The following is a 20,810-nucleotide window of genomic DNA, read 5'->3' as shown; positions in this document are numbered from 1 at the left end:
GAGGGGTCCGCGCCGTCGGCCGCCCTGCCCGCGGCCCGGCTCACTGCCTGTGGGGCAGGATCCCGACTACCAGTAGTGGCGTCGACCGGCGACGGCGTGTCCCATCGCGCCGAGGATCCACAGGATGGCTCCGACGACCAGCAGGATGATCCCGATGGTCCACAGGATGGATATCCCGGTGAGGAAGCCGACGACGAGCAGAATGATGCCCAGGATGATCATGATCTCTCCTTCGGGAAACAGTGCTGAGTCCCTGCGAACTACGAGGGACTGAAAGCGCGTTGAGGTGGGACCGGTCGATCCCTTCCCTACTCCACCCGGTGTGGCTTGTGGCGGGCGACCTGCAGGCGGACCTCGGTGGGCATGTCAGCAACGCCGGTGGACCGCCGAGCGGTGCGGAGCGGGCCTTCACACAGGGCACCGAGAGTGGCGCCGGGGGTGCCCTCGGGGGTGAGGGTGAGCTTGACGAGGGTGCGGTGGCGGGCCGGTCGGCCGGTGATGTGTACGACCGCATGGCCGACCCCCGGCAGGGCACCGGCCTCGGTCGCGATCGCGTCACCGAGTGCGCGGTCGCGCAGTTCGACGCCCTCCTGCGGGGGTGTGCCGCCGACGGGCAGGGAGCCGGGGCGACGTCGGCTCAGCTGGGCGAGCAGCCAGCACAGGGCGAGCAGAGCCGCGACGACGAGGGCGGCGATGACCGCGGGCCACCACCACCAGCCCTGGCTGCTCCAGCGGACCCGGTCGGCGGAGCCGAGCAGGACGTCTGCCGGGCGGGTCAGGGGCCAGCCGGCGGGCGGGGCCAGATCGTGCCGCCGGTAGAGGTCGAGTCCGGCGAAGAGGATGAGCAGTCCGCCGCCGAGGAGGACCAGTCCGACGAGGGCCAGCAGAGTGCGGTTGAGTGCGGATCGCGGCGTCATGGCGGGCTCCGGTGCGGCGGGTCTTGCGTCAGCGGGTGCGTCGCCGCACCCGTACGGCGATGCGGGGAGGACGGGCGAGGGCCAGCCGGTCGCGTTCCTCGCCGAGGACGGCGGTGAGGTCGTCCTTCACCCGCCGGGGGTCGCGGAAGCGGACGTCCGCGCGGGCTTTGATGCGGTGGCGGCGCACCAGGACGTGCGCCGCGCCGACGCCGGGGACCCGCATGGCGGCGTCGCGCAGCAGGACGGCGGCGCCGTCGCGGTCCAGAAAAGCCCGCATGCGCGGGCAGCCGGCGGGTGAGCGCAGGGGCAACCAGCGGTGCTCCCCGGGGGTGAGGGCCAGGACGATCAGCCAGACGCCGACGGCGGCGGCCACGGCGGCTCCCGTCAACATCCAAACGTCGTCCACCGGGCGGGTGGCCAGTTCGTCGGCCAGGTGCCGTCGCCAGGCCGCCGCCGGGCGTCCCGCCCGTACGGCTATGACGTCGACGAGCGTCACGACCGCGGCCACGAGAATCACCGCGGCGACCGACGCCGCCGTGATGCGGCGCCCGGACCACTTGCGACGGGTCCGGTGGCCGCCGTCGCGCTCACCGGCCGTGAGGTCCGAGGTGGACACGTCGCGTTCGGGAGGGTCGGGCTCTTTCGTGAGCGGCACCGCGGCACGGTGCGTGGACGACGTGGAGCCGCTGCCCGGAGGATGTGGCTCGGACGTCATCGCGATCGCCTTTCCTCCACGGCGTGCCCGGTGACCCGGGCCGCGTGGCCGCTCACCGGACCCGCCCCCGGCTCGGGTCGGCGGCGGTCACCAGCCGCCGGACGGTGAGGAGTACCTCTCCCACCCGCAGCCCGGTCAGCTGGGCGACCCGCTCGGCGACGTCCTGCTGGATCCGCTCGCAGACACGGGGGATGTCGGTGGGGTAGGGCAGGTCCATGGTCAGATGCAGACGCACCGATCCGGTACGGACGGCGGCGGAGGCGTGGGGCGCCGCGGGTCCGCCCCGATCGGGCGGTACGGCGGCGCGCCGGGACTGGGCCGCGCGTGCGGCCTGGACGGCGATACGGGCGACCACCCTGTCCGGGATGACTGTGGCACCCCGCTCGGCCGGGGGCGGCAGGCCGGCGGCCGGCGCCGGTGGGCCCGACGACCCACCGGGGGCACCGGGCCGGGTCATCACCGCCGCCTCCCTGACCGGACGTCGAGGTCGCCCTGCACGACGAGGCCTACTACCAGCCCCGCCGTACCCAGGACCAGCACCAGCAGAAAGGCCCAGAAGCCGCCGAAGTAGCCGGCGAAGCCGAGGGCCATGCCGGCCGCGAGTCCGGTCGTTGCTGTGTTCATCGTGCACTCACCCGTCTCACGAGCGTCCCTCTCACCGTGATCCTCCGCTCATGCCCGAGGACACGGCGGTGGTCCCGGCAGCGGTCACCTCACGCGGCCCTCGTCCGGTTCGGTCTGCTCCCGTTCGTCGTCGGGCAGGTGAACGTCGTCGACGGCGATGTTCACCTCCACGACCTCCAGGCCCGTCATCCGCTCCACGGCGCTGATGACATTGATGCGTACGCCGCCCGCGACGTCGACGATGGAGACGCCGTACTCGACGACGACGTCCAGGTCGACCGCAGCCTGCCGTTCCCCGACCTCGACCTTGACGCCGCGGGTGACCACTCCGCCGCTGCCTGTGCCGGGGACGCGTTCCCGCATGGCGCCGAACGCGCGGGCCATCCCCGCGCCCAGGCTGTGGATGCCCGGTACCTCGCGGGCGGCCATGCCCGCGATCTTGGCCACCACCCCGTCCGCGATGGTGGTCCTGCCCCGTGTCTCGGCCGGAGCCCCCGACCCGGTGCGGCCCGTGAGCGGGCTCACGCCCGTTTCGGACCGGCCCCCGCCGACGCTGGTGATGTTGTCCGTCATGGCGGTCGCCTCGATCGGTCGCTCGGACACCGGTGCGGCGCCCTTCGAAGCGTTGGACATTACGGACGCCACATTCCTCACATCCAAAGGATGTGGCGTGCATCACATGCCACCCCGTCGGGTACACGGGTGGTCCGGTACCTTGTACGGGGGCGCCATGATCGAAAGCGATGTTCCCCCAACGCCGGAGCGCGACCTGTCGGTACGAGACCTGCCGGACCGACTGCTGGCCGTGCGGGCGGCCGAGGGGGACGAGGACTCCTTCGCCGTTCTCGTCCAGCGGCACAGCCGGTCCCTGCTGACCCTGGCCCGCTGCATGCTGGGCAACCCCCAGGACGCTGAAGAGGCCGTCCAGGACGCCTTCATCAGCGCCTGGCGCCACCTGCCGGAATACCGGCACGGCGCGGAGTTCCACACCTGGATGTACCGGATCACCGTCAACCGATGCCAGACCATGCGACACCGCCGACCGCCGCCCGTCCCTCTGGAAACCGTCGCCGAACCCGCGGCGGGCGACGCGTGGAGCCAGCCCGCCCGGACCGCCGAGCAGGATGCGGCCACGGCCGCCCTGCGCCGAGCACTCGCCGAACTGGACGCCGGACAGCGGGTCTGCTGGATCCTGAGGGAGGTGCAGGGCCTGCCCTACAAGGAGATAGCGCACGTGACGCGTACCGGCGAGCAGACGGTACGCGGCAGACTGTTCAGGGCGCGCCGATCCCTGCAGGAGGCGATGGGCCCATGGCGCTAGATGACCCGCACCTGCGGCCTCCCGAACCGCCCGGAGCCGGCGGGCCACGCAACGGCTCAGCCGCCGCCGACGTGCCCCCGTTCGCAGGCGATGAGGTACTGCCCTGCGGCCGCCTGCTCAGCCAGGTCTGGGAACAGGGGCGGGACGCACCGCCGGCCGCGGGCCCGCACCCGGTGGCCTGTCCGCACTGCCGGGAGGCAGCCGAGGGACTGGCCACGGTGAACGCGGCCGCCCGGGCGCTGCGCGACGAGGACCCTCCGGGCCTGCACGCACTCGCTCACCGGGTCATGGACGTCGTCAGGGCAGAGGTCCGGTTCGGGCGGATACTGCCCCTGGCCGACCCGCACCTGGACCTACGGATCGCCGAGAGCGCCGCGGCGAAGGTGCTGAGGCGGGCCGCGGACACGGTCCCCGGTGCCAGGGCCGCGACCTGCCGACTCGTACCCCGGGGCAACGGCACCGACGTACGGGTGACCATGACCCTGGCCGCCTCCCTCGACCGCCCGCTGCCCGACCGGGTCCACCAGGTACGCCGATCGGTCCTCCACGCTGCCGGACAGGACCTGGGGCTCACGGTGACAGCCGTCGACATCGCCGTGGTCGACGTACTGGAGCCGGGGCCGACCCTCGGCCCCCGCCTCCCGACGGGCGGTGGCACGTGATGACCGTCAGCGGCACCACCGCGCTCCTCGGCGTCGCGGCCGAGGCGGCCCTCGCGGTCCCTGGCGTGGCAGGCCTGCAACCCCGCCTTGCCCTGCGCCTCGCGGCAGCCGCCGCGCCCACCCGGGCGGACAGCACGCCGCCCGAGGCCGGCATTCGCGCCGACCGGGCGCCGGACGGTTCGGGATGGCACATCGAGGTGCGCTGCGTCCTTGTCGAGGGCCGGCGGGCGCTGGACATCGCCCGAGACGTCCATGACCGGGTGACCGCCGCCCTCATCACCCACCTCGCCACCCACGGTGTCGCGGAGCCGGTCACCGTCGCGGTCACGGTGACCGGTATTGCCGCCTGGCACGACGCGGCATGAGCGGCGGCGCGGGCCAAGCCCCGCGAACCGTCGCTCCTTCGTGCTCTCGTTCAACCCATCGCTCCGCATCGGTCCGCCGGGCCCCGACAAGGAGTACCCTGGTGATTACCGAGAGCTTTCCGTACACCGGCTTCCACGTCGGGTCGTTCTCGGCGATTCACGACAACCGGGTCGGCCACGACCGGCCCGGGGTTGGGTCCGCGTCATGACCGCGACCATTCTGTTGACGCCCGCGGTCGAAGACCGGACTCCTTCTTCGTCGCCCCTCCGGCTCGTCCTGGCACCTCTCGGAACCGCTCCGGCCCTGATCGACGGTGCCTGGTGGCCCCGCTCCCGCTCCCTGACGGCGGAGCTTCCGGCGCTCATCGAGGTCCTCGATCCGCTGTGGGGGCGGATCACCCGAGTAACGGTGAACCCCACGTTCTGGCCCGTCATCCCGCGAAAGGTGCCCGTCCAAGGGCACGTGGTGCACGTCGGCTGGTTCGAGGCCGAGCAGGACCCGCACAAATTGCTGCTGCTCTCCTATACCGTCGGCCGCTGGGACCTGCTGGTGATCCCACCGGAGACAGAGCCTGCCATCGCCGCCCGGCTGATGGCCGCGGCCATCGACCCGTCGCGGAGCCTCACGGCGACCGGCCTGATCCATGAGGCCGAAGCCTTCGTCGCGGCAGTGGCAGCGGCCGGTGGTTCGCCCTCGCTCGCGGGCCGCGGACGATGTTCTGCGCCTGCGGTCCCTTCTGTCCCTGCCCGATGTCGAAGCTGACGCGCTCGCCGCCCGCGAGTTCCCGGTAGCCGTTGCCGTTGATCTCGGAGTAACGGGCGAAGACGTCCGGGCCTTTGTTGTCCTGGGCGATGAACCCGTGTCCGACGCACACCCGGAACCGCTCGGCCTCCGGAGGCGGGCTGGTGCATCCTGACCCGCCTGTGCAACGTTGCAAGGACAACCAGCCTGGTCTGGTGAGAGGCCCCGCGCCGCCCTTGAAGGTCATTCCTCTCGGTCCGGGAGGTGGTGCGGGTTGTCCCGCTCGGCTTTACGCGGCCCATGCCGCGTGCTTGATGCCTTCCTCACCGGAGGGCGTGATGGGCTCGACCCCGAAGATCGAGGGGCGAACCATGAACGACTTCACCGTGGCGACACAGCGGCACCCCGACCGCACCGTGATCACCGTGACCGGGGAGATAGACCTTCAGACACGATCAGCGGCGAGACGAGCAGGGAAGAGCCTGAGACCGACCAGCCCGACCGTGGTAGCCACCGCACCGGGCAACAAGGCGCGCGTGTGCCGGCCGCAGGGATGTGGGTATCCGGCTGCCGCCTCGCATCCGGCACACCCACGGACGCGGCCCATCGGCCGGGAAGGACACGCCGACAGCATGACCGCGCATACCCCGCCCCGTCCGCCGCCCCCCGCAGGCGGCAGTGATTTCGCCCGCCTGTCGAAGAAGATCGCCGAGGCCGGCCTGATGAACCGGCGCCCCTGCTCCTACATGGTCCGCTCCATCGCCGTGGCCGTCGCCTACGCCGGGGGCTGGGGGGCGTTCGTCGTCATCGACGCCGGCTGGTGGACCCTGGCGGTCGCCGCGTACCTCGCCGTGATGTTCGGGCAGGTCGCTCTGCTGGCCCACGACGTCGCCCATCGCCAGGTCTTCCGCCGGCGCCGGCCCAGCGAGACGTCCGGCCGCATCGCCGGGGCCGCGATCGGCATGGGCTACGGATGGTGGCAGGACAAACACACCCGCCACCACGCCAACCCCAACCACGAGGACCTCGACCCCGACATCGCCCCCGACCTGCTCGTGTGGTCCCAGGACCAGGCCCGCGCCGCGACCGGACTGCCGAGGCTCCTCGGCCGCCGGCAGGCGCTCCTCTTCTTTCCCCTGCTCCTGCTCGAAGGGGTCAACCTTCATGTCTCCAGCGCGCGAGCACTGGGCAACCGCGCCCTGAAGAACCGCGCCCTGGACGGCACGCTGCTCTACGGGCACACCGCCGCCTACCTGACCGCAGTGTTCCTGGTCCTCCCGCCAGGCATGGCGATCGCGTTCCTCGCCGTCCACCAGTGCCTGTTCGGCCTGTACCTCGGCTGCCTCTTCGCCCCCAACCACAAAGGCATGCCGATCCTGACCGGCAACGACCACCCCGACTTCCTGCGCCGCCAGGTCCTCACCGCACGCAACGTACGCGGCAGCTGGTTCACCGACCTCGCCCTGGGCGGCCTGAACCACCAGATCGAACACCACCTGTTCCCCAGCATGCCCAGCCCCCACCTGCGCAGGGCCCGGCCCCTCGTCCGCCACTACTGCCAGGACCTGGGAGTCGACTACCTGGAAACCGGACTGATCGCCTCCTACCGGCAAGCACTCGCCAGTCTCCACCGAGCAGGAGCGCCACTGAGGCGCGCCCGTACCAGCACCGCCCACGTATGACGCCCATCTGCCCCAGGGGGCCGTGTCACCCTGCTCTGCCCGATCCGCGGGGCCGAACCCGCAGCCGACCCGTCAGCGGGCGGGCGAGAACAGGCACCGCCGCCGCTATGAGCGGTGGCGCCGTCGCGTTTTACCGGCCGTTCACCGGCGGCGCTGGGTAGCGCGCTGTCGCCCGGGCAGGCGTGAGGGCAGGTCTTCCACTGACCGGCACCCCCCAAGCGGGTCCCTTCCAGTGGGTCACTCGTCGGCTGGCCCGCTGAGGGAACACTGCCCGACGACATCCGCGAGGCTCTCGATGCCGCTGTCGCGGCCCACTGTCAGCAGGCGACACCATGGCTGCCCCTCTTGAAGACAGCGTCTGGCTGGGCGGGAGGCGCAGGGTGGGAAGACCGTCGGCCGGCGGGGCCAGGCCCTGCGCCCATGTGGAACGGTCGTTACCGCCGGCACTTGTCTTCGGGTACGTCGGTCTCGATCTTCTCCTTGCGGACCTCGCCGGTGACGGTTTCCGCGTCGGTGCGCTCGTCGGTGGTGAGGCGGACCCGCTCGACCGGCCCGGCCTCGGTCTCCACCCCGGGCCGCTCGGCGTGCAGCGTCACCTCGGGCCCGGCTTCGGTGATGTCCGGGCCTGCCGTGGCCTCACAGCTGGATTCGGTGACCGGTTCGCGTTCGACGCGTACCTCTTCGTGGCGGACGGAGACGCTCTGCTGCACATCTTCGGTGACGACGTACATGCGCAGCCGGGCCCGGCCGAACTCCTGGCGTTCAGTGCCGATGTGCATCACCGGTGGCTTCCGTGCCGGTGCTGGTGCCGGCGGTTCCGGTTTCGGCGTCGGTGCGGGCCCAGCCGGGCGGTGCCGGGCTGTTTGGCCTGTTGCCAGGCGGCGTCCCAGCCGATGCCGTAGTGCTCGTACAGGCGATGTTCTTCGTCCTCGGACAGGTGGCCCCCGGCCCCTGCGTCAACGGTGGGGGCGTCCTTGACCTTGTCCTTGGCGTAGCGGGCGACCTCTAAGGCGGCCGGGTCCGGGCTCGGGCTCGGGCGATGAGTATGGCGACGTCGTCGTGGTCGTCCGGATCGCGCAGTGCGTCCAGGAGCCGGTCGCAGGTCTCTTCCGAGGTTCGGTCGGGGACGTGCAGCAGCTGGAGGAGGAGGTCCAGGCGCTCGTCGATGGCGTGGTGGCGGGTCTCGACCAAGCCGTCGGTGTAGAGGACCAGTCGGTCGCCGGGGGCCAGGCCGAAGGTGGTGACTTCGAAGGCGACCCCGCCGACCCCGAGGGGTGCGCCGGTGGGCAGATCGAGCAGTTCGGGGGGCTCGCCCGCGCGTATCAGCACCGGGGGCAGGTGCCCGGCGACAGCGAGGTGGCACAGGGCGCGGTGCGGGTCGTAGACGGCGTAGGCGCAGGTGGCGTACTGCTCCAGGTCAGCGGTGATCTTGTCGAGGTGGTGGAGCACCTCGGTCGGTGCGAGGTCGAGGTCGGCCAGGGTGGAGGTAGCGGTGCGCAGGCGTCCCATGGTGGTGGCGGCGCTTATGCCGCTGCCCATCACATCGCCCACGACCAGCGCGACCTTGTCCTCCACGAGAGGGATGACATCGAACCAGTCGCCACCGACTTCGATGGTCGTCCCGGCGGGCCGATATCGGGAGGCGACCTCCAGGCCCGCCTGCTGCGGTGGAAGGTCGGGCAGCAGGCTGCGCTGGAGAGTGACCGCGGTGTTGCGTGCGCCTTGGTACAGACGGGCATTGTCGATGCAGACCGCGGCTCGCTCTGCCAATTCACAGACCAGGAGGAGGTCGTCGTTGTCGAAGGGCAGCGGGCTGCGGGCGCGGGTGAGGCCCAGGGTGCCGAGCACCTCGCCACGGGCGATCAGGGGCGTCAAGAGATAGCTGTGGATGCCGGCGCGGGCCAGGATGGCTGCGGCCTCGGCGTCCCGGGCGATACGTGCCAGGTCCCGCTCGCCGACGTGGGGTATCAGAATGGGGCGGCCGGTCCGCACGCACTGAGTGGCCAGGCGCTCCGCGCCGTAGCTGGCGAGCTGGCCGGGAGGGTCGGCTGCGCGTACGGCCTCGGTGGGGTACGCGGCTTTCACAGCAAGGGCCCGGAAGAGTGCTCTGCCTGTCGCGGGTGCCGTCGGGTGGCGGTCGTTCAGGATGGAATCCAGGATGTCCACCGCCGCCACGTCGGCGAGCTCGGGGACGGCGACGTCGGCCAGCTCGCGGGCGGTCTGTTCCACGTCCAAGGTGGTGCCGATACGGGCGGAGCCGTTGGCGATCAGGGCGAGACGCTGCCGGGCGCGGTGCCGATCGGTGACATCCACCAACATGATGGCTACCCCGAGTACCCGGCCGCCGGGACCGTCGAGCCGGTAGTAGGAGACGGACCAGGCATGATCGTTGTCGGGGTCGGCGGGAGTGCGTCCCACGCTGTGCTGGTCGATGATGGGCTTTCCGGACGTGAGGACTCGCCGCAGCGCGGCCTCGACCGCGTCGACCTCCAGGAACGGCAGGGCCTCGCGGACTCGTCGCCCGAGGTGGTCTTCGGCAGGGACGCCGTTGATCTGCGCCAGCGCCGGGTTGACGGCCACGTACCGCAGGTCGGTGTCCAAGACGGCCAGCCCGATCGGGGACTGCGAGACCAGCCGCGTGGACAGGGCCACGTCCCGTTCCACCTGACGCAGGATTGCCTCGTCGGTGGCGATGCCCAGGGCGTAGTAGTCACCCCCCGCGTCCAGGAGTCGCATGTTGCGGAACTCCACCAGCCGGCTACTGCCGTCCTTGTGCCGGACGGGGAAGGCGCCGGCCCATCCCTGTCCCGTCCTCATGACCTCGCTGAACAGCCTGATCATCACGTCCAGGTTCTGCTCGTGGACCAGCAGCCGCGCCGCGTACTGGCTCAGCGCCTCCGCCGCGGTGTAGCCGAACAGCTCCTCGGCCTGCGGGCTCCACAGCACGATCCGACCCTCGGCATCCAGCAGCACAGCCGCGACACTGAGCAGATCCAGCAACTCACGCGGCTGTCCCGGCCCGGAATCCGGCTGGTCACCCTCGGCACCGAAGGGATCGGCTTTCCTCATCCAAGCACTCCCTCCGCCTGCCAGCCCGACACGCCGCCCTGCGCCGGCTTCAGGCCGTGGCCAGTGTCCCCCGCACCTCGCAGTGCTTCCATGGTCCCCCGGATCCGGGCGGCCGCACGGTCGCCCGATACCGTTCGTCGCGCCCCAGGCCCCAGCAGCTGGGCAGCGCCGAAAAAGCTCCGACCTCCCGGAAACAGGCGTGGGCGGCACGGGCGACGGCGAACCGGCTGCCCCCGATCGGGATCTCGTTCTCAGCGGTCAGGTACCACCAGGCCACACGCAACGGAACGATCCGGCGGGGCGGCGGCTGCAGCAGCGCAACACCCCGACCCCCAGTCGGCCAAACGCCGCCACCGCACCGGCGTTCCCCGAACGCCACCAGCGCAGGCCCATCCCCCAGGCACCGAGCACGACGGCCTCACCTGGCAGCGGGCACCGTGCCTTCGCCGAAAAGCGCGACCTCGGCCACGGTGACGTCCAGGCACCGCCGGACATGGCGAGCGGGTGCCGCTGGAGCCGCGGTCGAATCTGACGAAGAGGAAGGCGTTGCCCGTAGCGACTGAGGGAGGGCACGCGCCCGGAGGGCCCCCTGCCGACACGGCCACGAGTACATGCCGGAGAACGTATACCTGGGCTCTCGTCGGCAGGGTCCGGCAGTGCCGGAGCGGAGTAAGGCCCGCCAGGTCCACCCCGGCGATGTGGCATCTCGTGACAGATGAGAGGGTCAGGCGGGTGAGTGAGACACCGATGAACACCATCGGCGTCCAGTCCTTTCCTCTCGGGCACGAAACCGCAGGTCAAGGTCTTCAGATCCGGGAGAGCCCGCCCAGTTGGTGACAGCTGCGTGATAGCGGGTGATACGGCGGAGCCTCGTCGGGAACCATCCCGGCGGGACTTTTGGGGAGTTTGTTGCGGCCGCCGGTGACCTGTCGGCCTACGCGGACGCCGGTCACCCGGCCTCCGCGGCCGGAAGTGCATCTACTCGACGTCGGTCGGGCGTGGCAGCCGGTGGCGAGCAGCAGCCGTTCCTCCGGCTTCTCCGCAGCGGTTCGGGTCCCGTGCTGCTGGCGGTCGGCGATTCGGCGGCAGTGACGCGGCCGATCGGGGCCTTGGCGAGCGGTCCCTGGAGCGGTATAGGAAGGCCTGCCCGAGCAGCCGACCCGTCGTCCGAATGTACTCCCCGGTGCGAAATACTCTCCGGATGAGTTCACGCACTTCCCCGATCAGCCGGCCGATCACGATACGGAGGGCCGTCGCGCGGGATGCCAAACGGCTCACGCGGCTCGTGCGTGGCTCAGGCGCCTACGAGGGGAAGTACGCAGCCGCAGTCGCGGGCTACCGGGTCGGTCCTGATTACATCGAGACCCACCGCGCCTTTGTGGCCGTCGGCGCCGACGAGCATGGAGGCCGGGTCCTCGGGTTCTACTCGCTCGTCCTCGCTCCACCGGAGCTCGACCTGCTGTTCGTCGCCGACGAAGCGCAAGGACGGGGTATTGGACAGCTGCTCGTGGCGCACATGCAGTCCGAGGCGCGTGCCGCAGGGCTCGACCGTGTCAAGGTCGTGTCGCATCCTCCTGCCGAGGGCTTCTACCACCGCGTTGGTGCGGTGCGGACCGGGACCGTGTTTGCGAACCCGCCCGTCGTGCCGTGGGACCGTCCCGCATTCGAGTTTCGCATTCCTTCGGGGTAACGCCGTGTGCCGGTGGGTGGGGCACCGGCTTCGCCTGCATGGTGGCCGGCTTGCATCAGCCGCTGAACGCCCCGCGCTCCGTGTGTGCCGTCGCCTCTGCCCTGGCGTGGTGATCGCCTGCGCCAGCGGCCTCCCCGGCGAATTCCTCACCTCCGGCACCCCCCGGAGCACGCCCCCGGGGCGCAGCGGCACGAATAGTCGGCATGTCGGTACAGGAAAGGAAAATGACAACGTCACAGTCCGTTTCACCGGTCCGTACGCACGACGGCATGGCACATGATCGACAAGTCGTGTCCCATGGCAGCCTTCGGATCTGACAACGACGTGGATCCGGAGGTAACCCGCCCATGGTGGTGATCATCAATCCCACAGTGAGGAGGCGCCGTCTGGGGGCCGAACTGCGCCGACTCCGCCAGGACAGCGGGCTGAAGAGCACGGAAGTGGCCGAGCGGCTCATGGTCTCCCAGCCCAAGATCAGCCACGTGGAGAACGGCCGGCGCGCCATCAGTCCCCGCGATGTACGCGACCTTTGCGCCATCTACGGGGTGACGGACCAGCAGGTCGTCGACTCCCTGATGCACATGGCCCAGGAGTTGGGAAAGCAGGGATGGTGGAGCGCCTACGGCGAGCACCCCCAGAGCGTCCATATCGGCCTCGAGACGGACGCCGCCTCGATCCATGCCTACGAGCCCATGGTGATCCCCAGCCTGCTGCAAACCCCTGCCTACGCCAGTGCCGTCATCGAGGAAACGATTCCCCCGGTCACTGCCGAACAGGCCGCCCGGCGTCTCAAGCTGCTGCTGCGCCGTCAGCACCGGATCTACGACCCCACCTGCCCGCTGCGTCTGTGGGTCGTCCTGGAGGAATCGGCACTGCGCCGTGTCGTCGGCGGTCCCGACGTCATGCGTGAACAGCTGGAGCATCTGAACGCACTCGGTGCCGAGCCGCACATCACCGTGCGAGTCCTCCCCTACACGGTGGGCGCCCACCCGGGCCTCTCAGGACAGTTCTCCATCCTGCGGTTCGCCGACGACCCGCAGACAGGGGTGGTGTACCTGGAACGCTTCACCAGCGACTTTTACCTGGAAAGGCAGTCTGCCGTACAGCAGTACGCCATGATGTACGACCACCTCCAGGCCCGAGCCCTCAGCCCGGACAGCACGCACGACTTCATCACCGAGGCCACCAAGTCACACATCGACGCGGCAAGCCGCCCGTGAGTACTCTGACGGCCTCATCGAGGGAGTTGCACCCAACACGCTCTCCAGGTCTTCGTCCGGGGTTCGGTGGGGGACGGGGATGTTCTGACCTGCGGCGGAGCGACGGGTACCGGCACTTTTGAACGGCGTCGGACAGGGGCGCGCGCTCCGACGCGTGCCGGGCCTCGGGGGGAAGCGGGGCGTTGCCATCGGTGCCAGCGGGTGGGGGCGGGCGGTGCGGCCGGGCGCGAAGGCTGCCCTGGTCGACCAAGGCTTCGAAAGCGCCGTCGTTGCACATGGGGAGAAGGTGGGCATCGACGTGGAGATCGCCGAGCGCAACCCGGCCCAGAGCGGGTTCGTGCCGACCCCCGAACAAGGGATTGTGGAGCGCGCCTACGGGATCTTGATGCTGCACTGCCGGCTGGTGCGGGACTACGAGCCGGCTGGTGCGGGACTACGAGCACCTGCCGCGCAGTTCGGAGTCGCGGGTGACAAGCCCTGCTCGGTCTCGACCAGGATTCCGCGCTCGGTAAGCCGCTTGAGCTTCACGCGGGTGTTGTTGATGTTCTTGGGCGCGATCTCCATGTCCATCGCCTCGCACACCTGCCACGCCCGCAGCGGCGCACACCGCCATGATCTGCGGGTAGGCCGGATGGCCGGCGGTTTCGGGGGCGGCGTCGCGGGCGGCTGCGGATCGGGCAGCTCCAGCAGCGTCTTGCGGGTGATCCGGACCTCCTCGGCGGGTCGGCCGAGTTCGTCAAGCCGTGCGGTCAGCCGCGTGATCCGCTCCCTGGTCGTCCCGGCCGGCGCGGCCGTCTCCCGTTCCCGCATCTCCGGTCGTGCCGGTGCCGCCGCGAGGGGCAGCTTCCCGCCGGTCAAGCGCTGTGCCAGGCCGTAGTGGTGGCCCTGGTCGGTCGGCGCAGTATCACCGCGGTCATCCCCAGTACCCCTCATCGGAGTGACCCCCAGGCGGCTGTCTTGTACCCGTGGGCGCGAAGCCCCTGAGGCGCCTGCTCGGGTGAGGTGGTGCGTCAAGGACGGTCCTGGTACTCCGGCTGCACGGCCCTCGCTCTGACGGCACACGGGCCCGCACAGGGCCAGTTCCGATCGTGTCGGCGTGACGTCACACGGAAGCCGTCAAGGCGCCACACCAGCGGCTACTTTATATAGATTTGCGTGACTTTGTATGGAGATCGGGTAGATCTGCCATGCCTCGGCCGACTACCGGCCCGGGGTCGCTGCAGAGGGTGTGGCCGGCGCCCGTCGGCGTGCCGCAGGCCGGCTGGAGGAGTCGAGTGTCCGAGCAGAACACAGTCGAAGTCGAGACCGCCCACGGAAGGGTTTCCGGGCTGGTGGGGGAGGGCAGCACCCGTTTCCTGGGTATCCCCTACGCTGCCGCCCCTGCCGGCGACCTGCTCTTCGCAGCCCCCGTGGCACCGAAGCGATGGCTGGGTGTACGCGCCGCGCACACCCTCGGCGCCACCGCACCCAAGCCACCGTTGGGCGGCCGGTTGGGAGAGATCACCTCCGACCCGGACGTGGCAGGTGAGGAGTGGCTGAACCTGAATGTCTGGACGCCCGATCCGGCCGCTTCCGGCCTGCCGGTCCTGGTGTGGATCCACGGCGGCGGGTTCACCACAGGCTCCTCGGCCGTGCCCAGCTACGACGGTGCCACCTTCGCCCGCGACGGCCTGGTGTGCGTCAGCTTCAACTACCGGCTCGGCGTGTACGGCTTCGGCTATCTGCCCGACGCGCCCGCACCGGCCAACCGTGGCCTGCTCGACCAGATCGCCGCCCTGACCTGGGTGCGCGAGAACATCGCCAAGTTCGGCGGTGACCCGGACAACGTCACCGTGGCCGGAGAGTCCGCGGGCGCGATGAGCATCCTCGCCCTCCTCTCCCGCGACGACGGCCTGTTCCACAAGGCGATCGTGCAGAGCGGCACCGCCCACCTCGGTCAGACCCCCGCCGACGCAGGCAAGGTCCTCAAGGCCGTCGCCGACGAGCTCGGGGTCGAGCCCACCGCCCAGGCCCTGGCCGGCGTCGACCCCGAAGAACTGCTCAAAGCACAGAACATCATCAGCGCCGACGTCAGCCAAAGCCCGGACCCCGGCAAGTACGGCCCCAGCACCATGGCCTCCTGCGGCCTGGCCTTCATGCCCGTCGTCGACGGCGACGTGCTGCCCCGGCGTCCCATCGACGCCATCGCCGACGGCGCGGGCAGCAACGTCCCGCTGCTGATGGGCACCACCACCGAGGAGTTCCGCCTCTTCATCGTCACCACCGTCCTGGTGGGCTGGAACCTTCCCGTCCTGTACGACAAGCACCTGAAGGCATACAGCGTCCCCGCCGGCTCCTGGGACGAATACAAGAAGGGTGGCACCAGCGCCTACCCCCGCGACGCCGCCTCCGGAGTGGCATGCGCGCTGCTGAGCGACCGCATGTTCCGCATCCCCACCTACCGCATCGCCGAAGCCCGCGCCACCGACGCCGCCGCCCCCACCCACCTGTACGAATTCGGCTGGCGCTCCCCGGTCACCCCCAACAACCTGCAGGTCAAGATCGGCGCCTGCCACAGCGTCGACCTGCCCTTCGCCTGGGACACCCTCGCCCTGCCCGACAGCCAGAAGCTCACCGGCCCGAACCCGCCCCAGGCCCTGGCCACAGCCCTCCACCAAGCCTGGGCCGACTTCGCCAAGACAGGACAGGTCTCCTGGGACGCCTACGACACCACCAAACGCCCTGTCATGACCTACGCCCGCAACAACAACGCCACCACCAACCAGGTCGTTGAGGACCCACGCGAGAGCGAACGCGAATGGTGGGACGGCCACCCCGCCACCAGCTGACCCCAGGCGGCCCAGCCGCCGTTCGCCTCACCCATCTCATCGTGGCCCCCGCCGACAGCGGGGGCCACTTCTCCATGCCGCAGCGAGCTTCGAGCACCACCACCGCGATCACCAGGCCCAACACGTCAACGGCCAGGCCGCGCGTGCAGCCGGTATTTCTTGCCGCGTCACGCCCCGTCGACTGGGCCGGGGCCCCGGTCGCCGCGTGCACGCTCCGGGTGTCGAGCACCACCAGGCTCGGGTCCGCCTTCCGCCTCGCCTTCTCCCACACCTGCCGGCGCAGCAGGTCGTGAAGGGCGTGGCCGATGCCGCCGTCGCGTCGCTCGGTGGAGTAGTACCTCACCGCGCCGACCGACCACCCCCGAGCCATCGGAACTGACATGGATCTTGGGACGACCCCGATACCCTGCACGTGGAAAGTGCCCTCCGCCTGGACCGACAGAACCCCTCAGCAAGGTTCACCGTCCCAGGTCAGGAAGGCACTTTCGCGTTTCCACCTCGACAGCCGCCAAACCCGAGCGAAGCTGCGAGGCCGGTCAACACCTCCCACACAACGGGGGAACCTGACTGGGGAGCAGCGTGGGTGGTTGCTGGTGCCGTGACCTTGGCCGGTGACAGGCGTTATTGGGGTTGGCACGCGTGCACCGGTGTCCTGTGGTGCCCCGGCTGCTTTCCTCGGCTCAAGCTGGGGGACCACAGTGCGTTTGGCCCCGGTGGCACCCAACCACGGTGCTCTACCCGGTCCGGCAGCCCAGAGGGCGACGCCGAAGGCATCTGCTGCCCTTGCGGGGGCTGAACGCCGTGATGCACCGAGCGGCCGGCGAGTTGGATTTCCGGTCGTGCAGCGGCACCAAGTGTCGGCCTCAGCCGGTATGTCCTGACTGCGGAGGTACCAGTGCAGCCTCTGCGGGAGTCGGAGTCTGTGCCTTCCTGACGTCGGCCCACGGGACAACTCGCCGCGACAGCTGCCCCAAGGACCGGTAGAAGCGGTCCGGAAGGAACACGGCGTCCGCGACGATCATCGCGCCGGAGAAGAGCGGCAGGCCCAGGAACACCGCGATACCCACGTGCATGCCCAACAGCACCCCCAGGACGGGGTACTTGAGCCTGCCGAACAGGACGAACGGGAAGGCCACCTGCAACAGCACCGTCAGGTAGCAGGCGATGGCGATCAGTACGTCGTGTTCGTCCGCCATGGCGGAGAGCGCGGGCCAGGGCTGGAACAGGTCGAGATTCAGGGCGTAATGGAGGGCGGTGCCGTTGCCCCAGGAGGCACCCTGCACCTTGTACAGGCCTGCGGATCCGTAGAGGAAGCAGACTTGGGCGGCGATGACGAGCATGCCGCAGTTGTGCAGCACAGTGATCACTGTCAGGCGCGCCTCGCGGAGGTGGCGTCGCAGCTCGCCGGATGCCTGGTCCAGCGGAAGCCGGACTGCCTTGCCGGCGGATGCCCGGAGCCGGACCCTGCGCGCGTCGAGAGACCAGCGTCGCCCGCTTGCGGTGACAACGAGGTAGAGGGCCATGAGGAGGATGAGGTTGTCCCCTCCGTCCGTCATGAAGATCGCCCTGGCGTGGAACGACGTCACTACGACCGCGAAGAGCACGGACACCGCCCTGGTCCGCCAGCCCAGCATGAACAGTGCGGAGATGACGATGGCTGCCCCGTAGCAGACCTCGAAGTAGGCCCGGCTGTCGGACAGGGTGAGGATGCTGGCCCAGCCGGTCTGGTCGAAGAGCTGCTTGGCCAGTGCCGGCGTCCACGGTGAGCCGGGACCCCAGATCTCGTCGCGGTGGGGAAACTCGCGCAGTAGGAAGGCGAAGTAGAGGAACCCGTACCCGATGCGCAGAACCGCCGCAGCGTACAGGGAGATCGGCTGCTCCAGCAGGAGCGTGAGGAGCGCAGCGACACGGACCGGCATGTGCTGAGGCGCCTGTGCGCCCGCCCGCTCCGGGCCGTGTCCGGACTGCGACGACGTGGTTGCCGGGGCCGATGTCTGCTCAGCCTGTTGCATGGCGGGCCGCCTTCCACCAGGGCAGGTAACGGGTGTCGGTGGGCCGTGGTGCGGCCGTGCCGGAACCGGGGCCGCCCGCTGCGGGCGGCGCGGCGATGGGCAGGGTGATCACCCGCAGTTGGATGGACTCGAATGCGCCGTGGCGATGTGCGGCGACGCGATCCGCTGCGATGTTGCGCAGGTATTGCTGGATCATCAGAGCGCGTTGTGAGTGCGGATGGTCGTCGCCACCGTGTGTTTCGAGGTAGGAAGTCCAGGCCCGGCGCAGCATGTTCTGTGCTGTGTGGCTCGGGAAGGGGTCGTGTTTCACCGCGGCTGTGTCGACGGCGGTCAGGTCGAACCAGCCGCTGACTACGGCGGTGCCGTCCGGGGCGGTGTGCATGGTCCTTGCCGAGATCTGCCGGTTGGCCGACTCCGGGTCCGGGGCGAAGAGCCGCCAGTTCTGCTCGAACAACGGGAAGACCCAGGCGTTGATCTGTCGGCTGTACTGCCGGGAGATGGGATTCGGCGGTGCCACCTGCAGGAAGACCAGGAGCACGTGGACCAGGGCCGCCGCCAGGCACAGGACCACGGCGACTTGCACTCCGGCCTTCAGGACGACGGGCGGCTCTGAAGACGCTGGGAACGCAGTCGGTCTCCCGCTCTCTCTCTGTACGGTCGGCCTGACGCCCGCCCGGTTCAATTCGTCAGCATCTGCTGACGCAATGCCACCCCGCACGGCCCTATCCGGTCCTTCCGTCCCGACTTCTCTCACCTGGTTCTCCTGAGCTTCCGTCTGCGGCGTGCGGCGGAATCGATGACGATCCGCGCCGCACGCCACCCGTCCTACCCGCGCACGTGGGTGGCTGCCTACGAGCAGTCACCCCGTTGGAGTGGGTCGCGCATGCTAGGCAGGGTCACAGCCGTAGCTGTCGTCCTGGCCAGGCTTGTCGCCGTATTCGTTGTGTTCGGGTTTGCAGCCGTGGCCGTTCCCGCCCGTGGTGCCGCCCGTGGTGCCGCCCGTGGTGCCGCCCGTGGTGCCGGCGGTCGTGGTGCCGCCCGTGGTGCCGGCGGTCGTCGTACCGGTGGTGCCGCCCGTGGTGCCGGTGGTGCCGCCCGTGGTGCCGGCGGTCGTCGTACCGGTGGTGCCGGTGGTGCCGGCGGTCGTGGTGCCGCCCGTGGTGCCGGCGGTCGTCGTACCGGTGGTGCCGGTGGTGCCGGCGGTCGTCGTACCGGTGGTGCCGGTGGTGCCGGCGGTCGTGGTGCCGGTGGTGCCGGCGGTCGTGGTGCCACCCGTGGTGCCGGTCGCGCACTGCGGCCGGGTGATCGTGTTGGTGTCCAGCGTCACGGCACCGTTACGGGCCAGCGCCCGTCCCTCGATGGTCGCGCTCGTGGTGGCAGTGATCGAAGTCATGGCCAGGATGTTGCCCACGAAGGCGGTGCTGGTGCCAAGAGTGGCCGAACTGCCGACCTTCCAGAACACATTGCACGGCGAGGCACCGTTGATGAGGGACACGCGACTGCTGGACGCCGTCGTCAGACCCGAACCGATCTGGAAGACCCAGACCGCGTTGGGGTCCCCCTGGGCATCCAGAGTGAGGGTGCCGGTGAGCCCGAGAGTGGAGGAGGCTGTGTAGACGCCTGGAACCAGCGTCAGGCCACCGGCGTCCGGGGGAAGTGCCCCGTCGGAGGGCTGCCCGGCAGCGTCGTTGTACGCCGTGATCAGGTCGGTCTGGGCGTCCTGAGCCACAGTGTCCGCAGAGTGCAGGGTCCCGTTCACCACGGCGGGCGGCCCGTATCCGCTGATGGACGTTCCCGGAGACACTCCGACATCCCCGGTGATCACCGAGGGGCCGGTGTTGGTGGTTGCCGAACCGGCCAGTACCGCGAAGCTGTCCGCCCGGCCCAGATCTACAAACGTGGCGAGAGCACTTGCCTGGGTCGGCGACACAGCGACTACGACAGCGGAGATCACCACGGCAAGTACCGCCGCGATCCATACCGACAAAGTGCGCCGCAGAGGCGCGACGGGGATATTGAGCGTCATCGAAGGGCCAGCTCCTGTGAGGGGGGATGGAGACGTATTTGGCGGTTCTCGGTCACACGGAATCGCCTGTCTCTGCCGCTGGAATATTACGCAGACGCATGCCTCAACTTGCAACTCATGCACCTGGTTTCGCCCAACCTGGCGAGCCGATCACAAATGCTCAGAAAATTTTTAATAGGCCGAATGGTCGTGCCTGCTTAGCCGAGACGGCCGACATGGTGGCGCCACTTCCCAGGTCAGCCCAGGTATCAAAGAAATTCATGCATCCGCAGCCCCTCGGCCGATACCGCCCTCATCCGACCCCCGACACCTCACCGGCGTGTTGAGCAAATGAGCAGCTCCGCGATTCTCTCCGGAGGAGAGTCGTAACCGGCGGAGCGGAAGGAACGCCGCGAGAAGACCAGGAAGGCTTTGCATGAGACCAGGGAAGGGAACCGGCCTCTGCGCGTCACCGGAGCGGTACTTCCCCGCAATCCAGGTACCGCGAAGGGGACTTCACCACAGCCGCACCCGTCTTTCGGTGACGACCTGATCCGTTGACTAGGCCACCGGCAAGGATCGCCCTGACGCACCAAGGCCCTCGGCGCACGGAAGCACCGAGGAACAAGAGCACGGCAGACATCAGTGATCATTTGGAAGGGCAGCCCATCCACCGCCAGACTGTGGCGTATGAGATCCACGACGCCGCCCTGCGTGCTCGAACAAGGCCACGTCACGGTGCGCGACATGGTGACCCGTCAGCCCGGGCCCACCGATGGCCCGGACTGTCCCGTGTGCGGCGCCGTGTCTCGTCATGCGCTGTGCTCGGCGCCCGGCGTTCCGCCCACGGCGTCGGCGTCATGACGACCGCGGTCGTCGTCGGTGGCGGGCCCAACGGGCTCGCCGCTGCGGCCCTCCTCGCGCGGGATGGCCTGGACGTCACGCTGCTGGAGGCCGC

21 protein-coding genes and 1 pseudogene are annotated in these 20,810 nt (G+C 69.8%); 9 read left to right on the top strand and 13 right to left on the bottom strand.

Translation table 11 applies throughout. The features are described 5' to 3' along the window. Nucleotides 1-66: 66 nt before the first annotated feature. The 6 genes from ABZ646_RS07700 to ABZ646_RS07675 form a co-directional block, all read right to left on the bottom strand. Complete coding sequence (locus ABZ646_RS07700; protein WP_351495678.1) at nucleotides 67-222, bottom strand: DUF6131 family protein; 156 nt, start codon at nucleotides 220-222, stop codon at nucleotides 67-69. A gap of 86 nt (nucleotides 223-308) precedes the next feature. Further along, entirely contained in the window at nucleotides 309-917 is a 609-nt protein-coding gene (locus ABZ646_RS07695; RefSeq protein WP_358980164.1) for an alkaline shock response membrane anchor protein AmaP, read from the bottom strand. A gap of 28 nt (nucleotides 918-945) precedes the next feature. Beyond that, nucleotides 946-1,572 carry a DUF6286 domain-containing protein gene (locus ABZ646_RS07690; protein WP_358980162.1) on the bottom strand — a complete coding sequence of 209 codons (627 nt, stop codon included), beginning with the start codon at nucleotides 1,570-1,572 and terminating at the stop codon, nucleotides 946-948. Between the two features lie 112 nt (nucleotides 1,573-1,684). Continuing rightward, nucleotides 1,685-2,089 (bottom strand): Asp23/Gls24 family envelope stress response protein, encoded by a 405-nt coding sequence (locus ABZ646_RS07685; protein WP_358980160.1) that lies wholly within the window; start codon nucleotides 2,087-2,089, stop codon nucleotides 1,685-1,687. Further along, the gene (locus ABZ646_RS07680; protein ID WP_358980159.1) at nucleotides 2,089-2,256 is read right to left on the bottom strand and encodes a hypothetical protein; all 168 of its coding nucleotides are present in this window, start codon (nucleotides 2,254-2,256) and stop codon (nucleotides 2,089-2,091) included. The genes ABZ646_RS07685 and ABZ646_RS07680 overlap by 1 nt, the downstream gene beginning before the upstream one ends. An 84-nt stretch (nucleotides 2,257-2,340) precedes the next feature. Next, nucleotides 2,341-2,829 (bottom strand): Asp23/Gls24 family envelope stress response protein, encoded by a 489-nt coding sequence (locus tag ABZ646_RS07675; protein WP_358980230.1) that lies wholly within the window; start codon nucleotides 2,827-2,829, stop codon nucleotides 2,341-2,343. Nucleotides 2,830-2,986: 157 nt separating this feature from the next. On the opposite strand from ABZ646_RS07675, the gene ABZ646_RS07670 reads away from it, so the two are divergent. The 4 genes from ABZ646_RS07670 to ABZ646_RS07655 all read left to right on the top strand — a co-directional run bounded on the left by ABZ646_RS07670 (nucleotide 2,987) and on the right by ABZ646_RS07655 (nucleotide 5,367). Next, nucleotides 2,987-3,577: a sigma-70 family RNA polymerase sigma factor gene (locus tag ABZ646_RS07670; RefSeq protein ID WP_360514112.1), complete on the top strand. Its 591-nt coding sequence runs from the start codon at nucleotides 2,987-2,989 to the stop codon at nucleotides 3,575-3,577. Beyond that, nucleotides 3,568-4,239 (top strand): hypothetical protein, encoded by a 672-nt coding sequence (locus tag ABZ646_RS07665; protein ID WP_358980155.1) that lies wholly within the window; start codon nucleotides 3,568-3,570, stop codon nucleotides 4,237-4,239. Before ABZ646_RS07670 ends, ABZ646_RS07665 begins: the two co-directional genes overlap by 10 nt. Next, a complete protein-coding gene (locus ABZ646_RS07660) occupies nucleotides 4,239-4,604 on the top strand; it encodes a hypothetical protein (RefSeq protein WP_358980154.1) in 366 nt (121 codons plus the stop codon). Before ABZ646_RS07665 ends, ABZ646_RS07660 begins: the two co-directional genes overlap by 1 nt. A gap of 205 nt (nucleotides 4,605-4,809) precedes the next feature. After that, on the top strand, nucleotides 4,810-5,367 hold the full coding sequence (locus ABZ646_RS07655) for a DUF5994 family protein (protein WP_358980152.1): 558 nt from the start codon (nucleotides 4,810-4,812) through the stop codon (nucleotides 5,365-5,367). Here the strand turns inward: ABZ646_RS07655 and ABZ646_RS07650 are convergent. Next, nucleotides 5,309-5,479: pseudogene (locus ABZ646_RS07650) on the bottom strand (cold shock domain-containing protein); the annotation flags it as partial. The gene ABZ646_RS07655 and the pseudogene ABZ646_RS07650 sit on opposite strands and share 59 nt — an antisense overlap. 499 nt (nucleotides 5,480-5,978) lie before the next feature. Between ABZ646_RS07650 and ABZ646_RS07645 the strand changes: the two are divergent. Beyond that, nucleotides 5,979-7,028 (top strand): acyl-CoA desaturase, encoded by a 1,050-nt coding sequence (locus ABZ646_RS07645; protein WP_360514108.1) that lies wholly within the window; start codon nucleotides 5,979-5,981, stop codon nucleotides 7,026-7,028. Between the two features lie 434 nt (nucleotides 7,029-7,462). Here the strand turns inward: ABZ646_RS07645 and ABZ646_RS07640 are convergent, their stop codons facing one another. Continuing rightward, complete coding sequence (locus ABZ646_RS07640) at nucleotides 7,463-7,807, bottom strand: YsnF/AvaK domain-containing protein (RefSeq protein WP_358980148.1); 345 nt, start codon at nucleotides 7,805-7,807, stop codon at nucleotides 7,463-7,465. Nucleotides 7,808-8,033: 226 nt separating this feature from the next. After that, complete coding sequence (locus ABZ646_RS07635) at nucleotides 8,034-10,097, bottom strand: SpoIIE family protein phosphatase (protein ID WP_360514105.1); 2,064 nt, start codon at nucleotides 10,095-10,097, stop codon at nucleotides 8,034-8,036. 1,201 nt (nucleotides 10,098-11,298) lie between these two features. Between ABZ646_RS07635 and ABZ646_RS07630 the strand changes: the two genes are divergently transcribed. Both ABZ646_RS07630 and ABZ646_RS07625 read left to right on the top strand, forming a co-directional pair. Next, a complete protein-coding gene (locus ABZ646_RS07630; protein ID WP_358980146.1) occupies nucleotides 11,299-11,787 on the top strand; it encodes a GNAT family N-acetyltransferase in 489 nt (162 codons plus the stop codon). Nucleotides 11,788-12,134: 347 nt separating this feature from the next. Further along, nucleotides 12,135-13,007 carry a helix-turn-helix transcriptional regulator gene (locus tag ABZ646_RS07625; protein WP_360514102.1) on the top strand — a complete coding sequence of 291 codons (873 nt, stop codon included), beginning with the start codon at nucleotides 12,135-12,137 and terminating at the stop codon, nucleotides 13,005-13,007. 411 nt (nucleotides 13,008-13,418) lie between these two features. Here the strand turns inward: ABZ646_RS07625 and ABZ646_RS07620 are convergent, their stop codons facing one another. After that, nucleotides 13,419-13,865 carry a hypothetical protein gene (locus tag ABZ646_RS07620; RefSeq protein ID WP_360514099.1) on the bottom strand — a complete coding sequence of 149 codons (447 nt, stop codon included), beginning with the start codon at nucleotides 13,863-13,865 and terminating at the stop codon, nucleotides 13,419-13,421. Nucleotides 13,866-14,281: 416 nt separating this feature from the next. Between ABZ646_RS07620 and ABZ646_RS07615 the strand changes: the two genes are divergently transcribed. Beyond that, nucleotides 14,282-15,835 carry a carboxylesterase family protein gene (locus tag ABZ646_RS07615; protein WP_358980143.1) on the top strand — a complete coding sequence of 518 codons (1,554 nt, stop codon included), beginning with the start codon at nucleotides 14,282-14,284 and terminating at the stop codon, nucleotides 15,833-15,835. A gap of 863 nt (nucleotides 15,836-16,698) precedes the next feature. Here the strand turns inward: ABZ646_RS07615 and ABZ646_RS07610 are convergent. From ABZ646_RS07610 to ABZ646_RS07600, 3 genes are all read right to left on the bottom strand, one after another. Continuing rightward, nucleotides 16,699-17,754 (bottom strand): HTTM domain-containing protein, encoded by a 1,056-nt coding sequence (locus ABZ646_RS07610; RefSeq protein ID WP_358980142.1) that lies wholly within the window; start codon nucleotides 17,752-17,754, stop codon nucleotides 16,699-16,701. A 79-nt stretch (nucleotides 17,755-17,833) separates the two neighbouring features. Then, nucleotides 17,834-18,430, bottom strand: coding sequence for a DUF5819 family protein (locus tag ABZ646_RS07605; protein ID WP_360514094.1), 597 nt, complete (start codon nucleotides 18,428-18,430; stop codon nucleotides 17,834-17,836). Between the two features lie 303 nt (nucleotides 18,431-18,733). After that, nucleotides 18,734-19,777 carry an ice-binding family protein gene (locus tag ABZ646_RS07600; RefSeq protein ID WP_360514091.1) on the bottom strand — a complete coding sequence of 348 codons (1,044 nt, stop codon included), beginning with the start codon at nucleotides 19,775-19,777 and terminating at the stop codon, nucleotides 18,734-18,736. A gap of 935 nt (nucleotides 19,778-20,712) precedes the next feature. Here ABZ646_RS07600 and ABZ646_RS07595 point away from each other — a divergent pair. Beyond that, the coding region (locus tag ABZ646_RS07595) for an FAD-dependent oxidoreductase (RefSeq protein ID WP_360514141.1) at nucleotides 20,713-20,810 on the top strand (98 nt) is incomplete at its 3' end.

The sequence above is a fragment of the Streptomyces sp. NPDC007162 genome (assembly GCF_040634175.1).
Lineage (GTDB): Bacteria > Actinomycetota > Actinomycetes > Streptomycetales > Streptomycetaceae > Streptomyces.
This window is presented reverse-complemented; position numbering and strand designations above follow the sequence as displayed.